Origin of the sequence: Flavobacterium sp. FlaQc-28 (assembly GCF_044007415.1) — a bacterium.
Lineage (GTDB): Bacteria > Bacteroidota > Bacteroidia > Flavobacteriales > Flavobacteriaceae > Flavobacterium.
Map to the genome: position 1 here is coordinate 531771 of NZ_JBIPCM010000003.1, position 26270 is coordinate 558040.

Genomic DNA, 26270 nt, shown 5'->3' on the forward strand with positions numbered 1-26270 from the left:
ATTATTTTTTTAGGTTCTAAGGTGCTGAGTTTTTCCTTAGCGTCTTAGTCCCTCAGAACCTTAGTCCCTTTTCTAGTTATTTAACTTAATAAATCCTCCATCAATTGGGTAATCACATCCTGTGATAAATCCAGCTTCTTCGCTGCATAAGTATAAAGCCAAAGCAGCTATCTCGTCTGGTTTTCCCATACGACCGATTGGTTGTGATTTAGAAAGTTTTTCAAACATTTCTTCTTCTTTTCCGGCATAATTTTTAGAGATAAATCCATCTACAAAAGGTGTGTGAACTCTTGCTGGAGAAATAGAATTACATCTGATATTTTCACTTAAATAATCTCTTGCTACAGATAAAGTCATTGCCATTACAGCTCCTTTTGCTGTTGAATAAGCAAATCTATCCGAAATCCCCACCCATGCCGCAATTGACGCCATGTTTAAAATTACACCGCCATTTGAAAGTCGGAATTGCGGAATCGCAGCAAACAAACAGTTGTAAACTCCTTTTACGTTTACATCCATTACACGGTCAAAATCAGCTTCAGAAGTAGTGTCTACTTTCCCAACATTAGCGATTCCTGCATTATTGATTAAAATATTGATATTACCAATTTTATCAAAAGTCGCTTTAACATCAGCCTGACTAGAAACATTACAAGCATACGAAAATACACTTCCTCCGGCATTTTTAATTTCGTCAACAGCATCTTGTGCACTTTCAATAGATAAATCAATAATATGAACTTCTGCTCCCTGCTTGGCAAACAAAGCAGCAATTGCTCTTCCTATTCCGCTTCCGCCGCCCGTTATGACTGCTTTTTTATTTTGTAATGAAAACATCCCTTTAATTATTTAGTATTATAAAAACCGTATTTTTTGATCAAAACATTTACATAAAATAATAAATGTAAAAAATACAATTACAAATGTAGCTGATATAAATTAAATTTGAGTTTTATTTTTTTACTAATCTAATAAAATGATCTTTCTTTAATAAATTATAACATTTTTTAATCGCTTTGTAAAAATTTCACAGAAGTTTAAAGCTTTACACAAAAAAGAATGTGTTAAAAACTACAATTTCTTGCCTATCTCAATCTTATTCCTAATTTTGTAATTGTATTTTTTACATTTATTATTTTCCATACACATAATTCAATCAAAAATGGCAGTATTAAAAGGCATTACGTGGAATCATACAAGAGGTTTATTGCCTATGGTTGCAACGGCACAGCGCTTTACAGAGTTAAATCCTGAAATCGAAATCACTTGGGAGAAAAGAAGTTTACAAGAATTTGCAGATGCTTCCATTGAAGATCTTGCAAAAAGATTTGACTTACTTGTAATCGATCATCCGTGGACAGGTTTTGGAGCGCATACTAATGCTATACTCCCTCTTTCTGATTATTTGTCTGTCGATTATATAAAAGACCAAGAAATAAATACGGTTGGAAAATCATACGGAAGTTATGTTTTCAGCAATAAATTATGGGCCTTACCAATTGATGCCGCGACTCCGGTTGCTGCAGCGCGTTTGGATATTTTAGAAAAAGCAGGACTTGAAGTCCCTCAAACATATGACGATTTATTGGCTTTAGCCAAAAAAGGTTTGGTCGCATTTGCTGGAATTCCAGTTGATGTTTTAATGAGTTTTTATATGTTTTGCTGCAGTTTAGGAGAAGCTCCGTTTCAATCTGAAGATAAAGTTATTTCTGCACAAACAGGAAAAATAGCTTTACAGTTGTTTAGAGAATTGGCACAATTAATTGATCCTGCCAACTTTAATCGAAATCCAATTCAGGTTTACGAAGCGATGGTAAATTCAGATGAAATTGCTTATTGCCCATTTGCTTATGGATATTCAAACTATTCAAGAGCGGGATACGGCAAGAATCTGCTTCATTTTTATGATTTGGTAAAACTGAATAATGCGCCAATGATTAGTTCTTTGGGCGGAACAGGATTAGCTGTTTCATCTTTCAGTAAACATATTCCGGAAGCGATTCGCTATGCTGAATTTACAGGATCATCTCATGTTCAGCAGAATATTTTTGCCGATAATGGCGGTCAGCCAGGACATTTGCAAGCATGGAAAAACGACAGGATCAATTCGATCACAAATGATTATTTCAAAAATACCCTGCCTGCTTTAGAAAGAGCATTTTTAAGACCAAGATACTCTGGACATATGCATTTTCAGGATCATGCCGGCGATGTGGTTCGTGATTATTTATTGTATGGCGGTAACGAAGAACTGGTTTTAGAAGAATTGGATTTGCTTTATGCTAAATCTTTAAAATTGCAAAACTCATGAAACCATTAGAAGGATTAATTGTTTTAGAATTCTGCCAGTTTTTGGCAGGTCCTTCCGCTGGATTAAAATTAGCCGATTTAGGTGCGAGGGTTATCAAAATTGAGCGTCCTGTAAAAGGCGAAGCGTGCAGACAATTAAGCATTAAAGACCTTTTTGTTGATGACAGCAGCCTTTTGTTTCACACGATCAACAGAAATAAAGAATCTTTTGCAGCCGATTTAAAAAATCCTGACGATTTGGTTTTAATTAAAAAACTAATCGAAAAGGCTGATATTATGACGCATAATTTCAGACCGGGCGTAATGGAAAAAATCGGACTGGATTATAATACAACGCTTATCATTAATCCGAAGATTATTTACGGAACTATAACAGGATACGGAGATAAAGGTCCTTGGGCAAAAAAACCAGGACAAGATTTGCTTTTACAATCACTTTCGGGTTTGAGCTGGTTGAGCGGACGAAAAAGTCAAGGGCCGGTTCCGTTTGGTCTGGCTGTAGCCGATTTAATGTGCGGGAATCATTTTGTACAAGGAATTTTGGCTGCATTATTAAAAAGAGCCAAAACAGGAAAAGGTGTTTTAGTTGAAGTGAGTTTACTAGAATCTATTCTAGATGTTCAGTTTGAAGCGCTTACTTCTTTCTTAAATGATGGCGGACAACAACCGGAACGAGGTGATATTAAAGGAAGCGCACATGCTTTTTTGAGTGCGCCTTACGGAGTTTACAAAACACAAGACGATTATATTTCGCTGGCAATGGGCGATTTACTTTTCATAGGAAACACGCTTGGAGTCGATTTAAATCAATATGCTGACAAACATCTTTGGTTTGAAAAAAGAGACGAAATCAGAGCCATTTTAGCCGATAAACTAGCGGAACAGAAAGCCGATTATTGGTTAGAATTACTTCAAAAACAAGGAATTTGGGCAGGAAAAGTTCTCGATTATGAAACTTTAGACCAACAGTCATTTGTGAATGAATTACAATTAAAACAAACCGTAAAAAATTCAGACGGCGAAACTTTGGTAACAACCCGAAGTCCAATTCAGCTTGACGGTAAAATTTTAGACAGTACAAAAGCAGCTCCTAAAGTGGGCGAAGACAATTTAGCAATACACGAACAATTTTTAAACGAGTAGAATGAAACCCTTAGAAGATTATTTAATAGTAGATTTTAGTCAGTTTCTTTCGGGTCCGTCGGCAAGTCTTCGCTTGGCCGATTTGGGCGCACGCGTTATAAAAATTGAAAAACCAGGAACTGGTGATATTTGCAGAACCTTATATACTTCTGACTTAATTATGAATGGCGAATCGTCTGTTTTTCATACCATAAACAGAAATAAAGAATCGTTTGCCATTGATTTTAAACAACCAGAAGAACTTCAAAAATTAAAAAAATTATTAGCGAAAGCCGATGTTGTCATGCATAATTTCAGACCGGGCGTAATGGAACGCATTGGTTTAAGTTATGATGATGTAAAAGCAATAAATCCAACTGTGGTTTATGCTTCAATTTCTGGTTTTGGAAATCATCCTGAACTTAAAGATTTACCGGGACAGGATTTATTATTACAATCTTTAACGGCTTTAACTTGGCTGAGCGGTAATCACGAAGATGGTCCTGTACCAATGGGATTGTCGATTGTTGATATGCTCGCGGGCGCACATTTAGCACAGGGAATTTTAGCCGCTTTGTATCGAAAAGCAACACAAAATATAGGCGGGACCGTTCAGGTTAGTATGCTGGAATCGGCTTTTGATTTTCAGTTTGAGACTATTACAACTTTCTTTAATGATGGCGGTGAATTACCCGTTCGAACTAAAACTAATAATGCTCACGCTTATCTAGGCGCACCATACGGAATTTACGAAACCAAAAACGGTTATCTAGCTTTGGCAATGGGTTCGATTCCAGTTTTAGCTTCGCTGCTAAAATGTGATGAATTGCTACAATTCCCAGAGAATAAATTTACGCTGAGAGATGAAATCAAAAATATTTTAGCCTCTCACCTATTGACACAGGAAACGCAATTTTGGCTGGATATTTTAGAACCGGCTGACATTTGGTGCGCAGGCGTTTTAAACTATGAACAGCTTTTCAAAGAAGACGGTTTTAAAGTTTTAGAGTTTACACAGCAAGTTGAAATGCTTGACGGATATTCCTATAAAACTACGAGATGTCCTATAAAAATTGACGGTGAATATTTTACATCAACTAAAGGTTCTCCAAAATTAGGACAGGATAATGAGCGAATTATAAACGAGTTTATAGCATAAAATATGGCAAAATTTAGAATCGCTGTTAGAAAATTTTCTCCTTTTGAAAGCACGCTGCAAAAGCTGTGGGATGCTTTTTGTTTGAAAAACAATATTCAGATTGACGTTGAAATGATTCCAATGGAACTTCACGATCTTTATGAAAAAACCATTGTAAAAAAAGGTTTAAAAAAGGGTAAATGGGATATTGCACATCTAAATACGGATTGGATTTTTGATGCTGCAAATGAAAAAGCGGTTCTAGATTTAACTTCTTTTATTTCTCAAAATCCTCCACAGAATTATCCTGACGGCTGGCACAAATCTTTATTGCATTTACAGCAGATTAATAACGGAACATACGGTCTTCCGTTTCATGATGGGCCTGAGTGCTTGATTTTTAGAAAGGATTTATTTGAAAATCCAACAGAAAAAGAAAACTTTAAGAAACAATTTGGTTACGAATTGTTCCCTCCTAAAACTTGGGAGCAATTCACCCAAATCGCGACATTTTTCAACCGCCCTGAAAGCAATTTATACGGCTGTGTTTTTGCCAATTATCCTGACGGTCATAATATGGTTTTTGATTTCTGTTTACAGCTATGGACACGCGGCGGCTCACTCTTAGACAATAACAATCAAATTAATATCAATCATAATCAAGCTGTTGAAGCTTTAGATTATTATAGAACTATAGTAAGTAATACAGATGCTGTTCATCCGGGGTCGAAGAATTTTGGTTCTGTTGAAGCTGGTATGGCTTTCGCCGAAGGGCAAGCAGCAATGGCAATTAACTGGTTTGGATTTGCCTCTATGTGTGAAGTAATCGAGGAATCGAAAGTAAAAGGCAAAGTTGATATTACTGAATTGCCTTTTAACGCAGACTGCAAAACGGCTTCGTTAAATGTGTATTGGCTGTACACGATTGGCACAGGAAGTAAAAATCAACAATTGGCTTACGATTTTTTACGATTCGCGACAACGGCTGAAAGTGATAAATTGTTGACTACTGAAGGCGGAATCGGCTGTCGAAAATCGACTTGGAATGATGCCGAAATCAATAAAACGATTCCGTATTACCATAAACTGGAAATGCTGCATGAAAATGCTTTGACTTTACCACAAACTCCAATCTGGCCTAAAGTGACTGAATTTATAGATCAGATGGTTTTGAAAGCGATTGAAACAGAAATTCCATCAAAAATACTTTTAGAAATAACACAGCATAATATTGAAAAATTAACGAAGTGATTACGTGCAGTCAACATTGTCAAAGTTTAGAACTTTGACAATGTTTGCTTCTAGTAACTAACCATAAAAAAGTTAACAAAATGAATATTCCATATAAACCTTTACTTCCCGAAACCAAACAGCCGATTATCATTATCGGAGCCAGCGGAATTGTAAAAGACGCACATTTACCTGCCTATAAAATGGCTGGTTTTACGGTTTTTGGCATTACGAACAGAACTATTGCAAAAGCACACGATCTAGCAAAAGAATTTGAGATTCAGCATGTTTTTGAAAATGTTGCCGATGCTGTTAAAAATGCACCATCAAATGCGGTTTACGACATTACAGTTTTACCTGATCAATATATAGAAATATTAGAGCAATTACCTGACGGTGCAGCAGTTTTGATTCAGAAACCTATGGGAAATGATTTGACTCAAGCCAGAGAGATTGTTGCAGTCTGCGAAAGAAAAAACCTCGTTGCAGCAATCAATTTTCAACTTCGTTTTTCACCATTTGTAAGTGCTGCCAGATATTTAATTAATGAAGGATTGATTGGCGATTTATATGATTTTGAATTTAAAGTTACGGTAAATACACCTTGGGAATTATTTCCGCTAATCAAAGAACATCCGCGATTGGAAATTCTTTTTCACAGCGTACATTACATCGATTGTATACGATCTTTTCTAGGAAATCCAAAAAGTGTAATGGCGAAAACAGCCAAACATCCGCTTAAAAAATTATCATCATGCCGTTCTACTATTATTCTTGATTATGGCCAAGACAAACACGTTGTTATCAACACAAATCACGATCATCATTTTGGTCCAAATCACGAAGAAAGTTACATTAAATGGGAAGGGACAAAAGGCGCAATCAAAGCCAAAATGGGTTTATTGATGAATTACCCTGACGGACTTCCAGACATTTTTGAATATGCAATTGAAAACGAAGAAGGCAAATATGAATGGAAAAAAGTTGATCTTGAAGGTTCATGGTTTCCAGAAGCTTTCATAGGAACGATGTCAAATTTAATGCGCTTTAAAGAAGGCTCAGACTCAAAATTATTAGCAAGCGTTCAAGACGTTTTAGATACCATGAAAGTTGTTGAAGCTTGCTACATCAGCAACACAAATGGAGGAATTTTAATTTAAGTCTTAAAGTCGAAAGTCTTAAAGACTTGGCTTTATAACACTTTATGACTTTTAACATTACAACTTTAGACTTTACAACTTTACGACTAAATATTTATGTATTTCAAATCAACATTTTTCGAGGATTACTTACTTGATGATAAGCGAGTAACTTTAGGCAGAACTATTACAGAAACTGATTTTGTAGTTCATGCCGGGCATACGGGAGATTTTTTCCCTCATCACATGGATGCTGAATGGTGTAAAACACAACCATTCGGACAGCGTATTGCGCATGGAACTATGGTTTTTGCCATTGGTATCGGACTAACTGCTTCTGAAATAAATCCTGAAGCTTTTTCTAGAGGATATGACAAAATGCGTTTTGTAAAACCAGTTCATATTGGCGATACGATCCACTCTGAAATTACCATTTCTGAAAAAGGCGAAGCCAAAAATCCCGAAATGGGAACCGTAACAGAACATGTTGAAATCATTAACCAAAGAGGTGAAGTGGTTTTGGTATGTGATCACCTTCTTTTGGTCAAAAAGAAATAATTCTTTTTGGAGGTGCAAAGGTTCAAAGTGGCAAAGGAACAGAGGTTTTTCTCCTCATTACCTTTAGATCAAGATGCGCTAATGTGCGTCTCTACAAAAAAATCTTTGAACCTCTGAACCTCTGCATCTTTGAATCTTTTAAAAAAACTAACTAATGCAAGTAACAAACCAAACTGGCGACATACACGAAGTAACGTCAGAAGGCGGAAAGGGAACAAAATACCTTTTGCCATTTATTTTAATTACCAGCTTATTTTTCCTTTGGGGAATGGCACATAATCTGGATTCTATTTTAATTCCGCATTTAAAAAAAGCATGCGAACTAAACAATCGTCAATCGACATTAATTGATACTTCGGTATTCTTTGCCTATTTTATAATGGCGATTCCAGCGGGAATGCTTATTAAACGATTTGGTTATAAAAACAGTATCATAACTGGATTATTGGTTTTCGCAGCGGGTGCATTTTTATTTGTACCTGCAGCAAATACGAGAACTTATGAATTGTTTTTATTTGCACTATTTGTAATTGGCTGCGGATTAACAATTTTAGAGACAAGTGCCAATCCGTATGCGGCAATTTTAGGACCTGCAGAATCATCTTCTAAAAGATTGAATTTAGCGGCTTCATTCAACGGTTTAGCAGCTATGATTGCTCCAATTGTAGGTTCGTTATTTATCCTTTCTGGTACAAATCATACACCTGAACAAATGGCAGCAATGCCCGAAGCAGAGAAAGCATCCTATTTATTGGGTGAAGCTGCTGCAGTAAAAATGCCTTATATTATTTTAGGAAGTGTATTGGTTTTGGTAGCAATTATATTCTACTTTATGCATCTGCCTTCAATGAAACCTCAGCATACTGAAGCCGAAATTAAACCCGGATTTTTCTCTGTTTTAAAATTTCGTCATTTAAGCTGGGCTGTCGCAGCGCAGTTCTTTTATGTTGGTGCACAAGTTTGTATTACGAGTTTCTTTATTAGAATAGCACAGCAAGGCGCAGGTTTAGATGAAAAAACAGCAGGATATTATCTTGGTATTTACGGTTTCTTATTTATGGCAGGACGTTTTATTGGAACTTTCTTCTTGAAGTTTGTAAAGGATTATGTTTTACTTTCTATTTATTGTGCTGCCAGTATTGTGCTTTGTTTATTAGCAATTTACGGAACTGGAATTGTGGTTATTTACGCACTTGGCGGTATTGGCTTTTTTATGTCAATTATGTTCCCAACTATTTTCTCATTAGGATTGGTTGGTTTGAAATCGAATACAGAAACCGGCTCTTCTTGGCTTGTAATGTCGATTGTAGGCGGCGCGATTCTTCCTTATGCAATGGGAACTTTAATCGATATCAAACATGATGATATTCAATCAGGTTATATTATTCCGCTTTTGTGTTTTGTGATTATTTTATCGTTTGGTTTGTATGGTCATAAAGTGAAAGTTTTAAAATAATAAACCATTCTCGATATTAGATTTAATAAAAAACGCCTCAATTAATTGAGGCGTTTTTCGTAATGTTTAAATTTAATTAATAGGCGATCATCGAAGAAACATGATCATTGTGGAATTTTTATTGCTTTCACTTCTATTTCCAGCCTCCGCCAAGAGATCTGTACAAATTAACAACGGCTTGCAGTTTCTGCAGGTTATCATTTACACCGCTCAATTGCGCCGCTAAAAGGTTTTGTTCTGAAGTTAATACATCTGTGTAATTTGTTGCCGAGCTGTATTCTAAAAGCTGTTGCGTAAAATCGACTGCTTTTTCTAAAGCTTCAATTTGTTTTTCTCTTGAATCTTCTTTTTCTACTGCCATCTCATAAGCATACAAAGCATTTGAAACTTCTTGTCCAGCATTTAAAAGGCTTTGCTGAAAATTATTGTAAGCTTGTAATTGTTGTGACTGCGCAGTTGTCAATCTCATTTTATTAAGCCCTTGATTAAAAATTGGCTGTGTTAAACCGCCAATAATCGAATAGAAAATAGAATTACTAAAGAAATCTTTCAACTCTAAATTCGAAAATCCGCTGCTGGCTGTAAGGGTCAAACTTGGATAAAAATAAGTTTTAGCCAAATTCGTCGATTCAAAAGCAACTCTGAAATTAAATTCCGCCTGACGAACATCTGGACGATTGTGCAGCAATTGTGAAGGCATGCCTACAGCAATATTCTCAGGAATAATCTGCGTACCTAATACTCCTCTTTCAATTGCTCCAGGCGCCTGCCCTAACAAAATATTTATTGCATTCTCAGTTTCGCGAATGCTTTGTTTTAAATCTGGAATCAATACCTCAGCAGCATGTTGATTGGCTTCACTTTGCACTACAGCTGCACCCGTTACAATAGCTCCTTCTTTTAATGCTTTAATCGTTTCAACGTTCTTAATACGACTTGCCAATGTAGCTTCTGTAATTGCTAATTGTTTATCGTAAGCTAGCAGCAAGAAATAATTATTTGCAATGTCTGAAATCAATTGTGTCTGAATTGCTTGCTTTGCAGCATCTGTAGCAAGATAAGAAGCTAAAGCTGCTCTTTTTGAACTGCTTAGTTTTCCCCAAACATCAATTTCCCACGAAGAACTTAAACCTAATTTATGGGTTGTAGTTAATGTATTGATATTAATACCTGGAGGAAAATTAAGTCCCGCTTGCGATTGTTTATTTCGCGTAATGTTTGCATCTACATTTAATGTTGGATAATACGCTAATTTACTTTGACGTAAAGCAGCTCTCGACTGCACAATATTTTCAATTGCATTTTTCAAGTTAAGATTTTGGTCTAATCCTTTTTGAATTAATGCATTTAATTTTTCATCTTTAAAAACACTCTGCCAAGGCATATCGGCAATTGTAGCAGAATCGGCAGAAGCCTGATCACGATACAACTTATCTGTTGAGAGCGTTGTTGGACGTTCGTACTTTTTGGTAATCGAGCACGCACTTAAAAGTGCGGCTGTGATTACCATCAGAATATATTTATTTGAACTCTTAGTCATCTCTGTTTGAATTAAATTTTACTCTTTGTGAGCTTCTAGTAACTGAATTTCCTCATCATCGTCTTCATCATCATAACCGTCTTTTGCAGGACCGCTTACTCTTTCTTGTAAGGTTTGGAAAATGATAAACAGAACCGGAATTACAAATACTCCTAAAATGGTTCCAATTAACATACCTCCAACAGCTCCTGTTCCAATCGATCTATTTCCTACAGCTCCTGCTCCAGTAGCAAACATCAAAGGAACAAGTCCTAAGATAAAGGCAAACGAAGTCATTAAAATTGGTCGTAAACGTGCTACGGCTCCTTCGATTGCTGCTTGCACAATTGGCAGACCTTTACGTCTTCTATCAAGGGCAAATTCGACGATCAAAATACCATTCTTCGCAAGAAGTCCGATAAGCATGATTAAGGAAATCTGCAAATAGATATTACTATTTAGCTTGAACACAATCGAGAACAAATACGCTCCCGCTAATCCAAACGGAATGGAGAATAATACCGCAAACGGCAGAATATAACTCTCATACTGCGCACTTAATAAGAAGTAAACGAATACTAAACACAAAATAAAGATGAAAATCGTTTCACTTCCTGATGCTAATTCCTCACGCGTTAATCCTGAAAATTCGTATCCGTAACCTGCTGGCAGATTTTCTGCAGCAACTTCTTGAATTGCTTTAATCGCATCTCCAGAACTAAATCCTGGGTTTGGAGCTCCAGTAATCGAAATAGAAGAGAAAAGGTTAAATCTTGAAATCGATTCTGGTCCAAAAACTCTGGTCATTTTTACAAACTCCGTAATTGGAGCCATATTTCCAGCGCTGTTACGAATAAAGATTTTATTTAATCCTTCTGTATTGGTTCTAAACTCTGGCGAAGCCTGAATCATCACACGATACTGTTTTCCAAACTTATTGAAATTCGACGCATACAATCCGCCATAATACCCTTGCATAGTTGATAAAATTGTGTTTATCGAAACTCCTGCATCTTTGGCTTTTGCCAAATTAATGTCCATCATATATTGAGGGAAACCAGGATTAAAAGGTGTTGTCGCGTATTGTATTTCTGGACGTTTAGATAACTTTTCTAAAAACTCAGTATTTACTTTAAAGAACTCAGCAGTTGTATGTCCGCCTTTATCTTGAAGCTGAAATTCGAATCCGCCGCTTTGTCCAAAACCTTGAATAGTAGGAGGCGAAATAAAGAATATATTGGCTTCACGTATTCCTCTTGTTTTAGCAAAAAGCTGCCCAATAACATCATCAACACTTAAATCACGATCACCCCACGGCACTAGTTTTACAATAACCATACTATACGCACTTCCCGCTCCAGCAGTAAAGTTCTGCCCTACAATACGAAGTGTATTTTTAACTCCCGGAATCGTCTTAGCAATACTGTCTACTTGTTTAGCAATTACATCAGAACGTTCCATAGAAGATGATGGCGGCAAACTGATATTAGCAAAAACAGTTCCTTGATCTTCCGAAGGAACGAAAGCAGATGGTGTGGTTTTCATCATGTAAAATAATGCCAGACCTGAAATCAAAATTGAAGCTAATACAATCCATTTTTTTACAGAAAGGAAACTTACTGAACGTTTATATCTTTTGGTTACATTATCAAATGCAACGTTAAATGAAGTATAAAAACGCTGTAAATAACTTTTATGTTTATGATCATCTGCATGCGGTTTAAGTAAAAGCGCACACAAAGCCGGACTCAACGTCAAGGCATTTACTGCCGAAAGTATAATCGCTACAGCCAGTGTAATACCAAACTGCTTATAGAAAACTCCTGTTGATCCTGTAATAAAAGTTACCGGAATAAATACAGCCGCCATTACTAAAGTAATCGAAATAATCGCTCCAGAAATTTCGTCCATAGCATGAATAGTCGCTTTTTTAGCCGATTTATAACCGTGATCTAATTTGGCGTGTACCGCCTCAACGACCACAATTGCATCATCGACAACAATACCAATGGCAAGAACCATAGCAAAAAGCGTCAACAAGTTGATCGTAAATCCGAATAAATTCAGGAAGAAGAACGTTCCTACAATTGCAACCGGAACTGCAATTGCTGGAATCAAAGTAGATCTAAAATCTTGAAGGAAAATAAATACTACAATGAAAACTAATATAAAAGCTTCAATCAAAGTATGAATTACTTTCTCAATAGAGGCATCCAAATTTTCGTTGACGTCAACCATAATGGTATACTTCATTCCTTTTGGAAAAGTCTTTGCCGCTTCTTCAATTAATTTTTTAGAATTAATAATTACATCACGAGCATTCGATCCAGGAGTCTGGCTGATCGCCATAGCTGCCGATTCTACACCGTTTGTTTTAATCGTCTGAGCATAACTTAAAGATCCTAACTCTACTTTAGCCACATCTTTAAGTCGGAGCATTTGTCCGTTTCCTACCGATTTAATAACAATATCCTCAAATTCTTGAGCACTGGTTAAACGTCCTTTGTATTTAATTACATATTGAAATGCTTGATTTCCGTTTTCACCAAATTTACCTGGCGCCGCTTCAATATTTTGTTCTGCCAAAGCAGCCGAAATATCACTCGGAATCAATTTATATTGCTGCATTACATCTGGTTTCAGCCAAATTCGCATAGAGTAATCTTTTGCACCAAAAACGGTTACATCTCCTACTCCAACTACACGCTGAATTTGCGGAACAAGATTGATCTTCGCATAATTTTGAAGAAACGTTTGATCATAAGCTTTATCATCACTGTATAAAGAGAATATCAATAAGTTACTACTCTGACTTTTGGTTACTGTAACCCCTGCCTGAGTTACCTCAACTGGTAATAAACTTGTTGCTCTTGAAACTCTATTTTGAACGTTTACTGCTGCTAAATCTGGATCTGTACCAACTTTAAAGAAAATTTTAATAGAAGCATTTCCATCATTTGTTGCTGTAGAAGTCATGTAAGTCATGTTCTCTACACCATTAATCTGCTCTTCAAGAGGAATTACAATACTTTTAAGTACTACGTCGGCATTTGCTCCAGTATAACTTGCCGCTACGTTTACAGTAGGAGGTGCAATATCTGGATATTGAGAAATAGGTAACTCTATTAGGCCTAAAACACCTAAAATGACAATAATAACAGATATTACCGTCGAGAGTACGGGTCTTTGTATAAATTTTTTAAACATCTTTATTGTTTTAAGTCAGCATAAATCATTTCTGATTTTTGATTATTAGCTTTAATCTCACTTCCTTCTTTTAAAGAAGCTACTCCTTCTAATACAATTTCATCTCCTGCTTTCAAACCGCTTGTTACTACGTAATAGTTTTTGGCTGTATTTTCAAGAATCGTAATATTGGCATTTTTAGTTTTGCCATCTTTACCTACAACTACTGCAAAAATTTTATCCTGAAGTTCAAATGTTGCGCTCTGAGGAATGATCATAGCATCTTTTACTTCACTCGGTATTCTAATTGTTGTACTGCTTCCGCTTCTAATAATTCCTTTTGGATTTGAAAAACGAGCTCTAATATTTACAGTTCCTGTTTCGGTATTAATCAACCCGTTTACAGTTTCTATTTTTCCTTTTTGATCGTAAGCTGAACCATCTGAAAGCAATAAAGAAACATCCGGCAGACTTTTAATTTTCTGACTTAACGATATTCCGGTGTTATCTTTAGTGAAATTTAAAAGTGCTTTCTCATTCATTGCAAAATAAGCATACACATTTCCTATGCTCGAAACTGTTGTTAAAGCTTCTGCAGTATTAGAACTTACTAAACTTCCTAAACGAAATGGAATTGAACCTACAACGCCGTCAACTGGACTTGTTACTGTTGTATATCCTAAATTGATTTTGGCATTTACTAAAGCTGCATTTGCCTGTGCTAAAGCTGCTAATGCCGATTCGTAAGTATATTGAGCTGACTCTAAGTCATATTTGCTTATAATACCTTTTTCTACTAATGGTTTTACTTTGTTAACTGCAAGTTTTGCGCTGCTTACATCTGCTTGTGCGCTTTTAATGCTTGCAGCAGCAGTTCTAACTTGCTGCTCGTATTCTGGTGCACTAATTTTAAACAATGGCTGGCCTGCTTTTACTACTGCACCTTCATCTACAAAAATCTTGTCAATATAACCTTCAACTCTTGGTCGAATATCAATATTCTGCTGTCCTTGAATACTAGCAGGATAATCGCTGTTTAGCGTAGCTGATTCTGGCTGTAATGTCAGCGTTTTATACTCTTTAACTTGTGGCGCGCCTCCGGCTTGAGCCGATTTATCATTTTTATTACCACAAGATGCGATAATAATTGATGCTGCGAAAATGCTTAAAAACGATTGCTTATTCATTGTTAAAATGTGTAATTATCTATTTATTAGTAAGCAAAAGAACTAAAATAGAATACGCAAAAAATAGGAAATAGACGAAAAGCAAAAGACAATCGATAGAGATGAGCTGACACACGATGAAATTTTCTAAAAATTAAACAACTGTTTAATTTCTGAACTCATCGGTTCTAATAAGGTTTATAAAGTCTCTAAATCTCTTTTTAGCGATTGCTTTTATATCTTATTTAAATAAAATGTAATATTGTCATAAAAAAAGAAAACGTATAATGGCTTCAAACATTTTTAGACCTTATTTATTTACTGGACTGCATATTTTGAGCTGGTTATTATTGGGATTTATCATGTTGTTTTACATCCCTTTAACTTGGAATGTAGTGCTTCCAACGGTTTTTTGGATTTGGCAGATAATAGTATTGTTTTTATTAATAATTGTTTTCTATTCGAATGCCCGAATTATAGTTCCAAGAACCATAATAAAAGATAATACTTCACCATTTCTGCTGTGGGCTCTGCTCATTGTTTTTGCTATGCAGATCATTGCCTTTTTTTATACGTCACAAACAGATCTTCACAGCAAAATACGCTTGGTTTTAGGACTAAAAAAGTATAAAAGCCCTTATTTTGATAATTATGTTTTAATGCTGACTTTATTGGTTTTAGGAATCAGTACAAGCTGGGCTATGCTGCAGCATTGGCAAAAAGCCGCTCAGCACAAACAAAAACTGGAACAGGATAAAACAATGGCTGAACTGGCAATGCTTAAAGCACAGATAAATCCGCACTTTTTCTTTAATTCTCTTAATAGTATTTATTCACTGACTTATACCGATATTGAAGATTCAAGAAATGCACTTCATACTTTGAGCCGAATGATGCGCTACTTACTTTACAGTACCGAAGAAACGACAACTTTACTGAAAGAAGCTGACTTTATGAAGGATTTTATTGCTTTAATGAAACTTCGTGCCAACAGTAAACTTACTATTACAACTGATATACCGCAAAAAATTCACGATTACCCAATAGTTCCAATGTTATTATTACCTTTAGTAGAAAATGCCTTTAAACATGGTGTTCATGCTACTGATAAAAGTGAAATTCATATTTCGCTGAGACAAAAAGACAGCACTTTAGAATTTGAAGTAGAAAACACGTATTTCGAAAAATCTTCAACTACAAATGAAGGCGGTATTGGGTTAACAAATACAAAACGCAGACTGCATTTAATTTACCCTGACAAGCATACTTTAAAAGCCGGTATTGCTCCAAATGGTAAATACAATGTAAAACTGCACTTAACTTTAGATTAACGATGGTATTAAAATGTATAGCTGTAGACGATGAACCACTCGCATTAAAGCTCGTAGAAACTTTTATTGAGCAAACGCCTTTTTTACAATTGAGCGCCAGTTGCGATAATGCAGTTGAAGCTATGGCTTTGATTCGCGACAAACAACCAGATCTTGTTTTCTTGGATATAAACATGCCAAATTTAACTGGAATGGAACTCGCCCGACTTTTGCAAGATCAGCCGGGATCACTTCCAAGAATTGTTTTTACAACAGCTTACAACCATTATGCAATAGAAGGTTATAGAGTAAATGCAGTAGATTATCTCTTAAAACCTTTTAGCTATGAAGAATTTCTGCGTGCCGCAAACAAAGTACTGCAATTAACAGAAGATAATTCTAACCAATTTCAGTCTATTACTGCCGATGATGAGTTTATTTTCTTAAAAGTCGAATACCAATGGGTTAGAATTTCTTTAAAACATATTTTATACATCGAAAGTTTGAAAGATTATGTAAAAGTACATCTCGATGACTCTCAAAAAACAGTGCTGTCGCTTATTTCCTTAAAAGCACTCGAAGAAAAACTGCCTTCAACCAAATTTATGAGAGTTCACCGCTCATTTATTGTTTCGCTGGATCAAATTACCGCTATTAGTAAAAACTCACTTTTTATTGGAAAATTTGAAATTACAGTAGGCGAGCAATACAAAGAAACGTTTAAAACCATCGTAGATAAATGGTTAAAATAAAATTGAAATAGAATATCATGGAAAAAAGATCAAACAAATATCATTTGACATTAAGTCTAAAACAATATGCAAATGGTGAAACAGAACCCGCAAAAGAACTTGGACTGGAGTTTAGTAATCACGATGAAATCTTTGGAATCATAGAAAAAATAAAAGACAAAAACATATTCGATAATCCGCATGAAGCAACACAGTTTGCAGTAGGTTTAAAATTATTTAATGAAATACACATCAAACATCGCAAAAATCCTTTGTTTGACGAATTAAACGAAGTGTTTCCTATCTTTATGAAAAAGCTTAAAAGTTTATAATTTTACACAGAAAAGCAGCCAAACTTAATTATCAGGTTTGGCTGTTTTTTTTTAGAATCTATTCTTATTTCTAATTCAAATTATTAACTAATTTTAAAATAGCACTAAGTTCGGTGCTTTCTTTTTCAGTTAACGGCAATAACGGTTTTCTTAATTTTCCGCCGTCAATTCCCATACTGTTCAAACCCGATTTTATTGCTCTTGGAAGTCCTTTTTCTACAATGAACTTCAATAAATTGATCTGCTTATAAAATACTTTTTGAGCTTCTTTTAAATCATTGTTTTGAATGGCCTTGTATAAGGCAATATTCAATTCAGGAATTAAATTGGGAGCTGCCGTACACCAGCCCGTTGCTCCTGCCGCAAATGCAGAAAGTGCCAGCGGATTTGATCCGTTGTAAAAAGCTACATCTTCGCCTAACTCCTTCTTCAAATAATGCATTCTTTGAACATCTCCCGTACTTTCTTTAATCATTGTAACATTCGGAATTTCGAGAAGTCTTTTCAATAAAGCTGGCGACATATCAATTCCTGCTGTAGCTGGGTTATTGTAAGCCATTATCGGAATAGAGATTTGTTTTGCTACAGCATCGTAATGTTTCACAATTTCGTCATCGCTTAATTTCCAATAACTCATCGGAATAATCATTACAGCATCAGCACCTGCTTTTTCGGCAGTTTTCGCGTGATAAATAGTTCTTTCAGTCGTTAAATTTGAAACTCCTACTAATATCGGAACCCGCCCTTTTGTCTGTTCAACAGTTGCTTCAGTAATAGCCTCTTTTTCTTCATCATTCAAATAAGGCATCACTCCTGTACTTCCCAGCGGAGCAACTGCGTGAGATCCTGATACAATTAACCGCTCTAACAATTGCTTGTAAAGCTTAATATCAACTTTTTCATTTTCATCAAATGGCGTAATTGGGTAGGCAATAATACCTTTAAACTGTTTGTTTTTCATTTCTTTGCTTTTTTATAAATCTCTTCCCTCTTCTTCTCTAAGTGCTACTCCTAAATTTTGCAATTGCGGTGCATTTTCAGTCGCAATGTATTTTGCATTTTCAGTATTGCTTAAATTCTGATGTCTGTGCCATGTCCAAGCTGGAATGTAAACCGCATCTCCAGCCTTCCACTCTACTTTCTGATCCTCGATTTCAGTATATCCAGAACCTTCAATTACATATAGCAATGTTTCGTACGTATGTCTATGTCTGTTCGTTAATTGTCCAGGCAATAATCCTCCAATAGTCATGCTTACATTTTTACTTGGCAGATCGACAAAAAACACTGGATGTTTTCTCTCCGTAGAAAATTGATCGTGTACACCCGCGTTTTCAACATTTCTATGAATTAATTTTTCAGGCATTACAAAACTTGGTCTTGCATAAGTTTGATGAAAATCTTTTGATGAGAATTTTTTTTCTTTAGTTTCCATGTTCATTAAATTTTAATTGTTGCATTATTGCGTGACAAAAATATTGTAACTTTGGACTGTACAGATAACACAGTTTTATCACAAACAACTAGTCCAGATGTTACGACCATGGCAATTTGAAATTCAGTTAGATAAAAAATCAGATAAAGCACTTTATCTGCAAATTGCCGATGCTATTATAGCCGCAATTAAATCACACAAACTTACCTCAGGAAATGCTTTACCTGGAAGTAGACAACTTGCTGGTTTACTGAATGTAAACAGGAACACAGTCATCGAAGCACTAGACGTTTTAACTGCCGAAGGCTGGCTCATTACAATCGATAGAAAAGGCACTTTTATTGCCGATTTATCACCTGATATGCTTTGTGATAAAAAGAACGATTCTCAAATTAATGCAACTATAACGGAAGCAAAAACGCATCTTATTTTTGATGATGGATTACCCGACAGCAGTCTTGCGCCGATGAATGATCTTGCTCGTGCTTACAGAGAAATCTTTAATCGAAAATCACGAAGACAAATTATGGGATACAGCACTGAACTTGGCGATATCGAATTCAGAAAAGCGATAGTCCAGATGCTGAATTTTAAAAGAGGGATGAACGTTTCGGCAAATGAAATCTGTATTACAAGAGGAAGTCAAATGGCAATGTATCTAGCGGCTCATTGTTTGCTCACTAAAGATGATTTTGTGATGATCGAAAATCCAGGCTACAAACCTGCTTGGGAAGCTTTTGAAAATGCCGGTGCAAAACTGCTTCCAGTAAATGTCGCATCAGACGGTTTAGATTTACATGAAGTTGAAGCTTATCTTAAAAAGTATCCAAACATAAAAGCCATTTACGTTACACCTCATCATCAATTTCCGACGACGGTTACAATGAGCTTAAAAAAGAGGTTGAAATTGATCGAATTATCCAATCACTATAATTTTACCATTATTGAGGATGATTATGATAATGAATTTCATTTTGGACAACGACCAATTTTACCCATTTCAAGTTACAGCAAAGCAAAAAACTTTGTTTACATAGGCACATTAAGTAAAATTGTAGCGCCGGCACTGCGAATTGGTTATCTTGCAAGTTCGGTAGAAAACGTAGAAAAGATTGGAAAACACAGAAAAATCATCGACGTTCAAGGGGATAACATCATGGAAGAAGCGGTCTTGAACCTTATAAACGAAGGTAAAATAAAAAGACATCTCAAACGAACGAGTTTAATTTACAAGGCTAAAAGAGATTATTTTGAAAGTCTTTGCAAACTCCATCTTAAAGATAAAATTACTTTTATTAAACCAGAAGGCGGTTTGGCTTTTTGGATTGTTCCAAGTACTGAAACTAATCTTCAAAAAGTATGTGATGAATTGTTAACCAAAGGAATCAAAATCATGAATCCTGAAAAATTCAGTTTTGAAAAGCCCGTTTTAGGTTTGCGTTTGGGTTATGCTTCTCTTAGTGAAAAACAACTGGAAGAAGGAATTATTGCACTCTCTAAGTACTTATAAAACATAAAAAAAGACTGAAAACACAAAGATTTTCAGTCTATACTAAACTAAGAAAACAAAATTAATTGCAATTTTCCATTTCGATAATCGAAAAGCCGTTTTTACGAATTTGATTTTCAATTTCTAAAGGCGCTTTATCGATATGACAAAATCTGCATTCTTTCGAAGTTAAAGACTGACCTTCTTGAGAAACACTTTTAAGATACGTTTTTCCATATTCAAAAACCTGTTCTGTATCGCTCGTATTTTCATCAACTAAAATATCAAAATGCATAATCTTACCGTCTTTTCGGGTAACATAAGTATCCCATACTGCTACTTTCATATTGTTTTTTGTTTGTCGTTTTTAGTTTATGGTTTGTGAAAACTTAACTTTGTCAAAGTTTCAAACTTTGACAAAGCTTGAAACCACCTGTGTTTATCCAATTACATCTGCAATTGAGGCTCCAAAATTAATATGAAGCACATTTCCGTTTGGAGTTACTAAGGCTGGCACTGATTGTACACCTGCTTTTTGAGCTTCTGAAATTCTCGCTCTGTCTTCTCCAATATTTACTACTTCAACATCTTTAACTAAATTTAAAATGTCGTGTTCGGCACTTACACAAACTGGACAGCCGGCGTGATAAAAAATTGATTTGCTCATTTGTATTTGTTTTTAATTTGACTTTATTGCCATGACAAAATTAGAAAGGATATAAAGTTGTTAAATAATCCAGTTTTCTCATTTATAGAAGAAACTGGACTATTTGAAATACTCAAAACTGGATCTTTTTTACGTTTCTCAATGCCTTTACCTTTGCAGCTATGAAGGAAGATATTATTTATAATTTAAAGCAAGTTCATCAGCGTATTGAAGATGCCTGCAGACTTTCTAACCGAAAATCATCAGACGTACAATTATTATTGGCGACTAAAACGGTCTCTGCAGAGAAAATACGAATTGCAATAGAAGCAGGAGAAACACTTATTGGCGAAAACAAAATGCAGGAACTTCGTGATAAAGATTCTGGTTTGGAAAATTTAAATATCGAACGTCATTTTATTGGACATCTTCAAACCAATAAAGTCAAAGATGTTTTAAAATACGCATCCTGTATTCAATCTTTAGACCGATTGTCTTTAGCCGAAGAATTAGACAAACAATTATCAAAGGAAAACAAAAGCGTTGATGTTTTTATTCAAATAAACACTTCATTTGAAGAAAGTAAATTTGGACTTGCACCAACTGAAGTTATCTCTTTTATAAAAGAAATAAAAAAATATAAAACTTTAAACATAAAAGGTTTAATGACAATTGGTTTATTAGACGTTGAAAAAGAAAAAATGCGTCCGTCATTACAATTACTTCGAGAAATAAGAGATCAAATTTATAATGCTCAAATTGATGGCATAACTCATTTAAAGCTTTCAATGGGAATGTCGCAGGATTTAGAACTGGCTATTACCGAGGGTTCAAATATGGTAAGAGTAGGAACTTCAATTTTTGGAAATCGTTTTTTAGGAAAAGAAATCTGGAATGAAAATATTGCAGAATAAAGCATAATTTTGCATTAAATAAAACACACAAATGAATCTGTACGAACTTGTTGTAAACGATACTGAAAAAATTGCACTTGATGATTTGCTTTTCAGTGAAGAAAACAAAACGACATTGCTTAACACAATCAAAGAGCATAAGTATATTGACGAATTAAAAAAATACAATCTCAACGTCAACAATAAAATACTGCTTCATGGTCATTCCGGCTGTGGTAAAACTACAACTGCAAAAGCCGTAGCAACAGCTTTAAATAAAAGCATTGTTATTATCAACCTCAGCACTTTAATTAATGCTAAAATTGGAGAAACTTCAAAAAATGTAAAGGCTCTTTTTGACAAAGCAATTCGCGAAAAAGCAGTTTTATTTCTGGATGAATTTGATCAAATTGGCAGAAGCCGAGAAAGCGACGATAAAGATGTTGCCGAAATGAGACGTTTGGTAAACACTATAATCCAATTAATCGATTATTTCCCGACAGATAGTTTATTGATTTGTGCGACGAACTTTTACAATAGTATTGATTCGGCATTGCTTCGCAGGTTTCAAATTAAACTAAAATTCGAAATGCCGAGTAAAAATGAACTGAATACGTATTATGATAAAATACTTGATGTTTTTCCTGCCCATTTACAGGATATTTCACGTAAATATGATATTTCATATGCCGAAGCAAAAGATTATGTTCATACAGCGATGAAAAGACAAATTATTGCTGAATTGGAACTTCAAGAACAAAAAAAACGTATTGAAACTATTTCATAAAAAAACGCCTCAAAATTTTGAGGCGTTTTCATTTATAGAACAAATATTATTAAGCTTTTGCTTTTCTTTTTACAGTACAGCCAATTTCTTTAGTTTGCGTTACAGCAGGCTTTTGATTGCTTTTTAAAGCTGCAATTACATCTTCGGCATATTTTACTTTATCTGCTTTTGTGCCTTCTGGATCATTATCAATCGCGCCAACATATTCTACTACATTTCCTTTTGCTGTTTTAGAAACGATAAAAATGTGAGGCGTGCGTTTTGCACCATACTCATCGGTAATTTTTTGTCCTGGATCTAACAAGTATGGAAAAGGATATTTTTTCTCTTTTGCCAAATCCTGCATCTTGTCAAAAGTATCTGCTTTTGAAGCTTCTGGATCGTTAGGGTTAATTGCAATTACAGGATATCCCTGTGGTTTGAACTTTTTATCTAAATCAATTATTCTTTGTTCGTAACCTACTGCGTAAGGACACGTATTACAAGTAAAAACTACTATATAACCTTTTGCTTTTGGAAAACTTGCAAAAGAAACCTCTTTATTATCTACATTTTTCAGTTTAAAATCTGGAGCAGTATCACCAGCTTTAAGTGTTGCAGTTTGCGCCTGAGCTAGAAAGGCAGAGAATGCCAGCATTAATAAAAGGATTATTTTTTTCATGGTTTTTGGATTTACAGTTTTTTATATTCAGTTAATAATTGTTCGTAAGTAAATTCACTTTCGACAAACTTTCGCTTGCCATTTTTTATAAAAAGCGTTGCAGGAATACTTCCTGACCAGCTTGGATCAATTCGATCGATAAATTCCTGCGGACTTCCTTCATTCAATAGAAATACTTCGTTTTTCAGATTTTTTCTTTTCACAAACGGAATTACATTCGAGTTCAACTTTGATTTAAAATCCAAACTTACTAGTAATACCGCCAATTTATCTGATTTATGTTCTGCGCTTAATTTTTCAAAATGCGGTAACTCTTTTATACACGGCGCACACCAAGTTGCCCAAAAATTAACAACATAAGTACTGTCTTTTCCCTTTTCAATTCTTTCATTAAGCTGATCTATTGTAAGCAGTTTTACATTTTGACTATAAGATGAAACTGAAAAAACAACAAATAGAAACAGATAAAAAAATGACTTAATTTTCATGAGGTACAATACTTTAGGATTATTTTTTGCCTCACAAATATAAACTAATGAAGTTTTAGTTTTTGTTAATGAAAGTTTAATAGTAGAAAGAAAATTTCTACAGCATTAAGAAAATTCCCTCAAAATACTACCTTCCAGTTGTTACATTTAAATTGTTAACAAACAAGAGCGTTTCTCCATTATCTAATTTAGTAAGAGATAGAATTCCGTTTTTATTCTCGTTAATTCCATTTATTCTAAAACAGAATTCATTACCGTCTCTGTCCATGAAAGTTAAAAATTCGGTAGTATCGTTTGAATTGTTTTGACAGCGGTGAGAAATAGTATAACCATACATTACTTTAAAAACATCCTTATCATAATTATAGATTTTCCTGTCTTGAGTAAAAACCCATTTTGTATTTCGATTCCTGTCGGCATACCAAGTTCCAATAATTTTCTGTGAGGATGGCTCTTCTGTTTGATTATTCCCAAAACTTAAAGGAAATTGCAGTAACATCAATAAAACTAAAAACAGTCTTTTCATATTAATTTTAAGTTTTCTTTACACTTCAAAAAAAATCTATTTCTCTAAAAACAACTCTAATTGTTTAAAAACAGGAATCAAGGATTTTCCCTTCTCAGATAACGTATATTCAATATGAAGCGGCTTCAGCTTGATAACCTTTTTATCTAAAAGTTCGAAATCTTCCAATTCGCGAAGTGCGACGGCGATCGATTGTTTATTTGATCCTTTTAAATCTCTTAAAAGTGTATTGAAACGCAACGGACCCTCTACTGCTAATAGAAAAATCTCCGGTTTCCACTTACCTGATAATAACTTCAAAAGTGCTTGTGCTGGACATTCGTTATCTTTTTCTGCTTTACTTTCTGTAGTCATCTTTTTTAGACTAATTGATTTGTTATTAAATATGGACGAGCTTTGTTATGTAAAAATATAAATTAAAACCTAAAGCAAGAATTATAAACAGTAATTATGAAAATACTTTCGCTGTTATTAATCCTAATTTGCAGTGCGAGCTGTCAATCGCAAACTAATTCTAGAATGAACGATAATAAAACAAATCCGTTACTGTGTGATTCTGAAAGCGGTATGTGCGAAATGCCAGTTGGCAAAGCATCAAATGAAACAACGGTTATTAAATCCGAAAGTAAACCTGTAAAAATTATTTATTATACTGACCCTATTTGTTCTTCATGCTGGGGAATTGAGCCGCAATTGAGAAAACTAAAACTGGAATATTCCGAGTATTTTGAAATAGATTACAAAATGGGCGGTTTACTGCCTGACTGGAGTTACAACAGCGGCGGTATAAGTAAACCATCGGATGTTGCTCATCATTGGGATGAAGCAAGTCAGCATTACGAAATGCCAATTGACGGCAATGTTTGGCTTGAAGATCCATTGGATTCTTCTTATCCTTCTTGCATTGCTATGAAAGCCGCGCAAATTCAGAGTAAAGAAAAAGCAGTAATTTTTATGCGTATCCTACGTGAGAAATTATATCTCGAAAAAAAGAATATTGCTAAATGGGATAATATTGCTGAAGCGGCCAAACTTGCAAATCTTGACATTGCAAGACTAAAAAGTGATTACGATGGAGATGCTAAAAGACTTTTTCAGGAGGATTTAAATTTAGCGAGAACACTTGGTGTAAGAGGTTTTCCAACTTTATTTTTTGCTGATAAAAACAACAATCAACTAACAGTTTATGGTTCTAAACCATATGCATATTATGAAAATGCTTTGCTGGCATTATATCCTGAAGCAAAAAAGAAGATATTTAAAAATGAAAATCCATTATCTCTTTTTGAGATCTATCCAACATTGGCTCCAAAAGAATATGCCGTGATTTTAGATATTTCATATAATCAGGCGGAAGAAATACTTGATGAATTATTTAAGGATAGAAAATTGGGGAAAATATCTATAAAAAATCATTCACTTTATTTTAGAAGTTAGTTTTTTGGACCGAAGCCATAAAGATCAATTTCTTTATGGCTTTTTTATGTTTTAAACTTAACAGTAAGCAGTAATTCCTTTTTGTTCCTGCAGTAAATCTAACTACCTGAAAATTATGCAGCTATAATCTACTTTTCTATAAAAGTTTTTTCAATTTTTAAAGTACCTTTGTAAATATGCCCAAAATTAATGACACTTAAACTCCTCTAAATCAACTAAAAAAGAGGTTGTTTTCTCTATTTTCGGAATATATAAAAACTTTGGAAGCTAAGAAATAATGAAAAAATAGAAAAGTTATGAAAAAGCTAAACAACCAAGATTATGGTCTTAGAGACCCTGATTTTATGGATCAGGAAAATTTTGATTATACTGTAAATTTTTCACCTGACGAAGATCCATATCAATATCAAGAAGAGTTTATCGATGATGGACGAAATCAAACTACTGATTTTAATGGAAATGAATCGATAAGAATGGAAAACATTCCTAATGAAGAACGAGTTATAAACGAAGATAATTCGATCACTAATGATAGTGAAAAAGCAAATCAAGAGAAGGACAACAGCACTAATGAACTAAACTTTGAAAATGATCTAGAGAAAGAAAGAGATTTAGATAAAGATGAGGATTTAAGTGATTTTGATGCCGAACATTATCCTGAAAATCATCCTAGAGCCTAAAAACTGCTAAATTTTAAAACAAAACGCATTT

General features: G+C 34.7%; 27 protein-coding genes. 15 read left to right on the forward strand and 12 right to left on the reverse strand.

The genetic code is table 11. The annotated features are described in order from the left end of the window. Window positions 1-72: 72 nt before the first annotated feature. A complete protein-coding gene (locus ACHRVL_RS11565; RefSeq protein WP_395412883.1) occupies window positions 73-837 on the reverse strand; it encodes an SDR family NAD(P)-dependent oxidoreductase in 765 nt (254 codons plus the stop codon). Window positions 838-1162: 325 nt separating this feature from the next. On the opposite strand from ACHRVL_RS11565, the gene ACHRVL_RS11570 reads away from it, so the two are divergent. From ACHRVL_RS11570 to fucP, 7 genes are all read left to right on the forward strand, one after another. Then, on the forward strand, window positions 1163-2311 hold the full coding sequence (locus ACHRVL_RS11570; protein WP_395412885.1) for an ABC transporter substrate-binding protein: 1149 nt from the start codon (window positions 1163-1165) through the stop codon (window positions 2309-2311). Further along, on the forward strand, window positions 2308-3453 hold the full coding sequence (locus ACHRVL_RS11575; protein ID WP_395412887.1) for a CaiB/BaiF CoA transferase family protein: 1146 nt from the start codon (window positions 2308-2310) through the stop codon (window positions 3451-3453). Before ACHRVL_RS11570 ends, ACHRVL_RS11575 begins: the two co-directional genes overlap by 4 nt. Before the next feature lies 1 nt (window position 3454). Next, complete coding sequence (locus ACHRVL_RS11580) at window positions 3455-4591, forward strand: CaiB/BaiF CoA transferase family protein (RefSeq protein WP_395412889.1); 1137 nt, start codon at window positions 3455-3457, stop codon at window positions 4589-4591. Between the two features lie 3 nt (window positions 4592-4594). Further along, the gene (locus tag ACHRVL_RS11585) at window positions 4595-5821 is read left to right on the forward strand and encodes an extracellular solute-binding protein (protein ID WP_395412891.1); all 1227 of its coding nucleotides are present in this window, start codon (window positions 4595-4597) and stop codon (window positions 5819-5821) included. A gap of 80 nt (window positions 5822-5901) precedes the next feature. Continuing rightward, window positions 5902-6960: a Gfo/Idh/MocA family oxidoreductase gene (locus ACHRVL_RS11590; RefSeq protein ID WP_395412893.1), complete on the forward strand. Its 1059-nt coding sequence runs from the start codon at window positions 5902-5904 to the stop codon at window positions 6958-6960. A gap of 96 nt (window positions 6961-7056) precedes the next feature. Continuing rightward, window positions 7057-7497, forward strand: coding sequence for a MaoC/PaaZ C-terminal domain-containing protein (locus tag ACHRVL_RS11595; protein ID WP_089059310.1), 441 nt, complete (start codon window positions 7057-7059; stop codon window positions 7495-7497). A gap of 154 nt (window positions 7498-7651) precedes the next feature. After that, entirely contained in the window at window positions 7652-8953 is a 1302-nt protein-coding gene (gene fucP / locus ACHRVL_RS11600; RefSeq protein WP_395412894.1) for an L-fucose:H+ symporter permease, read from the forward strand. 133 nt (window positions 8954-9086) lie between these two features. On the opposite strand, the gene ACHRVL_RS11605 is transcribed toward fucP, so the two are convergent. Genes ACHRVL_RS11605 through ACHRVL_RS11615 form a run of 3 tightly spaced genes read right to left on the reverse strand, consistent with a single transcriptional unit; the run spans window position 9087 to window position 14845 of the window. After that, window positions 9087-10493: an efflux transporter outer membrane subunit gene (locus tag ACHRVL_RS11605; RefSeq protein ID WP_395412896.1), complete on the reverse strand. Its 1407-nt coding sequence runs from the start codon at window positions 10491-10493 to the stop codon at window positions 9087-9089. A gap of 18 nt (window positions 10494-10511) precedes the next feature. After that, the gene (locus ACHRVL_RS11610; RefSeq protein ID WP_395412898.1) at window positions 10512-13679 is read right to left on the reverse strand and encodes an efflux RND transporter permease subunit; all 3168 of its coding nucleotides are present in this window, start codon (window positions 13677-13679) and stop codon (window positions 10512-10514) included. 2 nt (window positions 13680-13681) lie between these two features. Continuing rightward, window positions 13682-14845 (reverse strand): efflux RND transporter periplasmic adaptor subunit, encoded by a 1164-nt coding sequence (locus ACHRVL_RS11615; protein ID WP_395412899.1) that lies wholly within the window; start codon window positions 14843-14845, stop codon window positions 13682-13684. Between the two features lie 266 nt (window positions 14846-15111). Between ACHRVL_RS11615 and ACHRVL_RS11620 the strand changes: the two genes are divergently transcribed. Genes ACHRVL_RS11620 through ACHRVL_RS11630 form a run of 3 tightly spaced genes read left to right on the forward strand, consistent with a single transcriptional unit; the run spans window position 15112 to window position 17197 of the window. After that, on the forward strand, window positions 15112-16155 hold the full coding sequence (locus ACHRVL_RS11620; RefSeq protein WP_395412900.1) for a sensor histidine kinase: 1044 nt from the start codon (window positions 15112-15114) through the stop codon (window positions 16153-16155). Between the two features lie 2 nt (window positions 16156-16157). Beyond that, on the forward strand, window positions 16158-16886 hold the full coding sequence (locus ACHRVL_RS11625) for a LytTR family DNA-binding domain-containing protein (RefSeq protein WP_089054715.1): 729 nt from the start codon (window positions 16158-16160) through the stop codon (window positions 16884-16886). A 17-nt stretch (window positions 16887-16903) separates the two neighbouring features. Further along, window positions 16904-17197, forward strand: a complete 294-nt coding sequence (locus ACHRVL_RS11630) for a DUF3861 family protein (RefSeq protein WP_089054716.1) — start codon at window positions 16904-16906, stop codon at window positions 17195-17197. Window positions 17198-17267: 70 nt separating this feature from the next. Here ACHRVL_RS11630 and ACHRVL_RS11635 read toward each other — a convergent pair whose 3' ends face one another. Both ACHRVL_RS11635 and ACHRVL_RS11640 read right to left on the reverse strand, forming a co-directional pair. Continuing rightward, window positions 17268-18158, reverse strand: coding sequence for a dihydrodipicolinate synthase family protein (locus ACHRVL_RS11635; protein WP_395412901.1), 891 nt, complete (start codon window positions 18156-18158; stop codon window positions 17268-17270). A 12-nt stretch (window positions 18159-18170) separates the two neighbouring features. Continuing rightward, on the reverse strand, window positions 18171-18632 hold the full coding sequence (locus tag ACHRVL_RS11640) for a cupin domain-containing protein (RefSeq protein ID WP_089054718.1): 462 nt from the start codon (window positions 18630-18632) through the stop codon (window positions 18171-18173). 97 nt (window positions 18633-18729) lie between these two features. On the opposite strand from ACHRVL_RS11640, the gene ACHRVL_RS11645 reads away from it, so the two are divergent. Beyond that, window positions 18730-20142, forward strand: a complete 1413-nt coding sequence (locus tag ACHRVL_RS11645) for a PLP-dependent aminotransferase family protein (RefSeq protein WP_395412905.1) — start codon at window positions 18730-18732, stop codon at window positions 20140-20142. Window positions 20143-20203: 61 nt separating this feature from the next. Here the strand turns inward: ACHRVL_RS11645 and ACHRVL_RS11650 are convergent, their stop codons facing one another. Together ACHRVL_RS11650 and ACHRVL_RS11655 are read right to left on the reverse strand one after the other, a co-directional pair. Further along, window positions 20204-20467 carry a DUF2024 family protein gene (locus ACHRVL_RS11650; RefSeq protein WP_395412907.1) on the reverse strand — a complete coding sequence of 88 codons (264 nt, stop codon included), beginning with the start codon at window positions 20465-20467 and terminating at the stop codon, window positions 20204-20206. Window positions 20468-20560: 93 nt separating this feature from the next. Next, the gene (locus ACHRVL_RS11655; RefSeq protein ID WP_089059321.1) at window positions 20561-20788 is read right to left on the reverse strand and encodes a thioredoxin family protein; all 228 of its coding nucleotides are present in this window, start codon (window positions 20786-20788) and stop codon (window positions 20561-20563) included. A gap of 161 nt (window positions 20789-20949) precedes the next feature. Between ACHRVL_RS11655 and ACHRVL_RS11660 the strand changes: the two genes are divergently transcribed. Next, window positions 20950-21681: a YggS family pyridoxal phosphate-dependent enzyme gene (locus tag ACHRVL_RS11660; protein WP_395412909.1), complete on the forward strand. Its 732-nt coding sequence runs from the start codon at window positions 20950-20952 to the stop codon at window positions 21679-21681. Window positions 21682-21712: 31 nt separating this feature from the next. Further along, window positions 21713-22447 carry an AAA family ATPase gene (locus tag ACHRVL_RS11665; protein ID WP_395412911.1) on the forward strand — a complete coding sequence of 245 codons (735 nt, stop codon included), beginning with the start codon at window positions 21713-21715 and terminating at the stop codon, window positions 22445-22447. A gap of 49 nt (window positions 22448-22496) precedes the next feature. Here ACHRVL_RS11665 and ACHRVL_RS11670 read toward each other — a convergent pair whose 3' ends face one another. The 4 genes from ACHRVL_RS11670 to ACHRVL_RS11685 form a co-directional block, all read right to left on the reverse strand. Then, window positions 22497-23108 carry a thioredoxin family protein gene (locus ACHRVL_RS11670; protein WP_395412914.1) on the reverse strand — a complete coding sequence of 204 codons (612 nt, stop codon included), beginning with the start codon at window positions 23106-23108 and terminating at the stop codon, window positions 22497-22499. 11 nt (window positions 23109-23119) lie between these two features. Next, window positions 23120-23596, reverse strand: a complete 477-nt coding sequence (locus ACHRVL_RS11675) for a TlpA disulfide reductase family protein (RefSeq protein ID WP_395412915.1) — start codon at window positions 23594-23596, stop codon at window positions 23120-23122. A gap of 127 nt (window positions 23597-23723) precedes the next feature. Beyond that, window positions 23724-24122, reverse strand: a complete 399-nt coding sequence (locus ACHRVL_RS11680) for a hypothetical protein (RefSeq protein WP_395412916.1) — start codon at window positions 24120-24122, stop codon at window positions 23724-23726. Between the two features lie 36 nt (window positions 24123-24158). Next, complete coding sequence (locus tag ACHRVL_RS11685) at window positions 24159-24476, reverse strand: helix-turn-helix domain-containing protein (RefSeq protein WP_129024893.1); 318 nt, start codon at window positions 24474-24476, stop codon at window positions 24159-24161. Between the two features lie 165 nt (window positions 24477-24641). On the opposite strand from ACHRVL_RS11685, the gene ACHRVL_RS11690 reads away from it, so the two are divergent. After that, window positions 24642-25559: a DsbA family protein gene (locus tag ACHRVL_RS11690; RefSeq protein ID WP_395412918.1), complete on the forward strand. Its 918-nt coding sequence runs from the start codon at window positions 24642-24644 to the stop codon at window positions 25557-25559. 296 nt (window positions 25560-25855) lie between these two features. Continuing rightward, window positions 25856-26239: a hypothetical protein gene (locus ACHRVL_RS11695; RefSeq protein WP_395412920.1), complete on the forward strand. Its 384-nt coding sequence runs from the start codon at window positions 25856-25858 to the stop codon at window positions 26237-26239. The last annotated feature ends 31 nt before the right edge of the window (window positions 26240-26270 follow it).

Excerpts from the sequence above, each read along its gene's own strand:
- ACHRVL_RS11565 (WP_395412883.1), bottom strand. The coding sequence starts at position 837 with ATGTTTTCATTACAAAATAAAAAAGCAGTCATAACGGGCGGCGGAAGC.
- ACHRVL_RS11570 (WP_395412885.1), top strand. The coding sequence starts at position 1,163 with ATGGCAGTATTAAAAGGCATTACGTGGAATCATACAAGAGGTTTATTG.
- ACHRVL_RS11575 (WP_395412887.1), top strand. The coding sequence starts at position 2,308 with ATGAAACCATTAGAAGGATTAATTGTTTTAGAATTCTGCCAGTTTTTG.
- ACHRVL_RS11580 (WP_395412889.1), top strand. The coding sequence starts at position 3,455 with ATGAAACCCTTAGAAGATTATTTAATAGTAGATTTTAGTCAGTTTCTT.
- ACHRVL_RS11585 (WP_395412891.1), top strand. The coding sequence starts at position 4,595 with ATGGCAAAATTTAGAATCGCTGTTAGAAAATTTTCTCCTTTTGAAAGC.
- ACHRVL_RS11590 (WP_395412893.1), top strand. The coding sequence starts at position 5,902 with ATGAATATTCCATATAAACCTTTACTTCCCGAAACCAAACAGCCGATT.
- ACHRVL_RS11595 (WP_089059310.1), top strand. The coding sequence starts at position 7,057 with ATGTATTTCAAATCAACATTTTTCGAGGATTACTTACTTGATGATAAG.
- fucP (WP_395412894.1), top strand. The coding sequence starts at position 7,652 with ATGCAAGTAACAAACCAAACTGGCGACATACACGAAGTAACGTCAGAA.
- ACHRVL_RS11605 (WP_395412896.1), bottom strand. The coding sequence starts at position 10,493 with ATGACTAAGAGTTCAAATAAATATATTCTGATGGTAATCACAGCCGCA.
- ACHRVL_RS11610 (WP_395412898.1), bottom strand. The coding sequence starts at position 13,679 with ATGTTTAAAAAATTTATACAAAGACCCGTACTCTCGACGGTAATATCT.
- ACHRVL_RS11615 (WP_395412899.1), bottom strand. The coding sequence starts at position 14,845 with ATGAATAAGCAATCGTTTTTAAGCATTTTCGCAGCATCAATTATTATC.
- ACHRVL_RS11620 (WP_395412900.1), top strand. The coding sequence starts at position 15,112 with ATGGCTTCAAACATTTTTAGACCTTATTTATTTACTGGACTGCATATT.
- ACHRVL_RS11625 (WP_089054715.1), top strand. The coding sequence starts at position 16,158 with ATGGTATTAAAATGTATAGCTGTAGACGATGAACCACTCGCATTAAAG.
- ACHRVL_RS11630 (WP_089054716.1), top strand. The coding sequence starts at position 16,904 with ATGGAAAAAAGATCAAACAAATATCATTTGACATTAAGTCTAAAACAA.
- ACHRVL_RS11635 (WP_395412901.1), bottom strand. The coding sequence starts at position 18,158 with ATGAAAAACAAACAGTTTAAAGGTATTATTGCCTACCCAATTACGCCA.
- ACHRVL_RS11640 (WP_089054718.1), bottom strand. The coding sequence starts at position 18,632 with ATGGAAACTAAAGAAAAAAAATTCTCATCAAAAGATTTTCATCAAACT.
- ACHRVL_RS11645 (WP_395412905.1), top strand. The coding sequence starts at position 18,730 with ATGTTACGACCATGGCAATTTGAAATTCAGTTAGATAAAAAATCAGAT.
- ACHRVL_RS11650 (WP_395412907.1), bottom strand. The coding sequence starts at position 20,467 with ATGAAAGTAGCAGTATGGGATACTTATGTTACCCGAAAAGACGGTAAG.
- ACHRVL_RS11655 (WP_089059321.1), bottom strand. The coding sequence starts at position 20,788 with ATGAGCAAATCAATTTTTTATCACGCCGGCTGTCCAGTTTGTGTAAGT.
- ACHRVL_RS11660 (WP_395412909.1), top strand. The coding sequence starts at position 20,950 with ATGAAGGAAGATATTATTTATAATTTAAAGCAAGTTCATCAGCGTATT.
- ACHRVL_RS11665 (WP_395412911.1), top strand. The coding sequence starts at position 21,713 with ATGAATCTGTACGAACTTGTTGTAAACGATACTGAAAAAATTGCACTT.
- ACHRVL_RS11670 (WP_395412914.1), bottom strand. The coding sequence starts at position 23,108 with ATGAAAAAAATAATCCTTTTATTAATGCTGGCATTCTCTGCCTTTCTA.
- ACHRVL_RS11675 (WP_395412915.1), bottom strand. The coding sequence starts at position 23,596 with ATGAAAATTAAGTCATTTTTTTATCTGTTTCTATTTGTTGTTTTTTCA.
- ACHRVL_RS11680 (WP_395412916.1), bottom strand. The coding sequence starts at position 24,122 with ATGAAAAGACTGTTTTTAGTTTTATTGATGTTACTGCAATTTCCTTTA.
- ACHRVL_RS11685 (WP_129024893.1), bottom strand. The coding sequence starts at position 24,476 with ATGACTACAGAAAGTAAAGCAGAAAAAGATAACGAATGTCCAGCACAA.
- ACHRVL_RS11690 (WP_395412918.1), top strand. The coding sequence starts at position 24,642 with ATGAACGATAATAAAACAAATCCGTTACTGTGTGATTCTGAAAGCGGT.
- ACHRVL_RS11695 (WP_395412920.1), top strand. The coding sequence starts at position 25,856 with ATGAAAAAGCTAAACAACCAAGATTATGGTCTTAGAGACCCTGATTTT.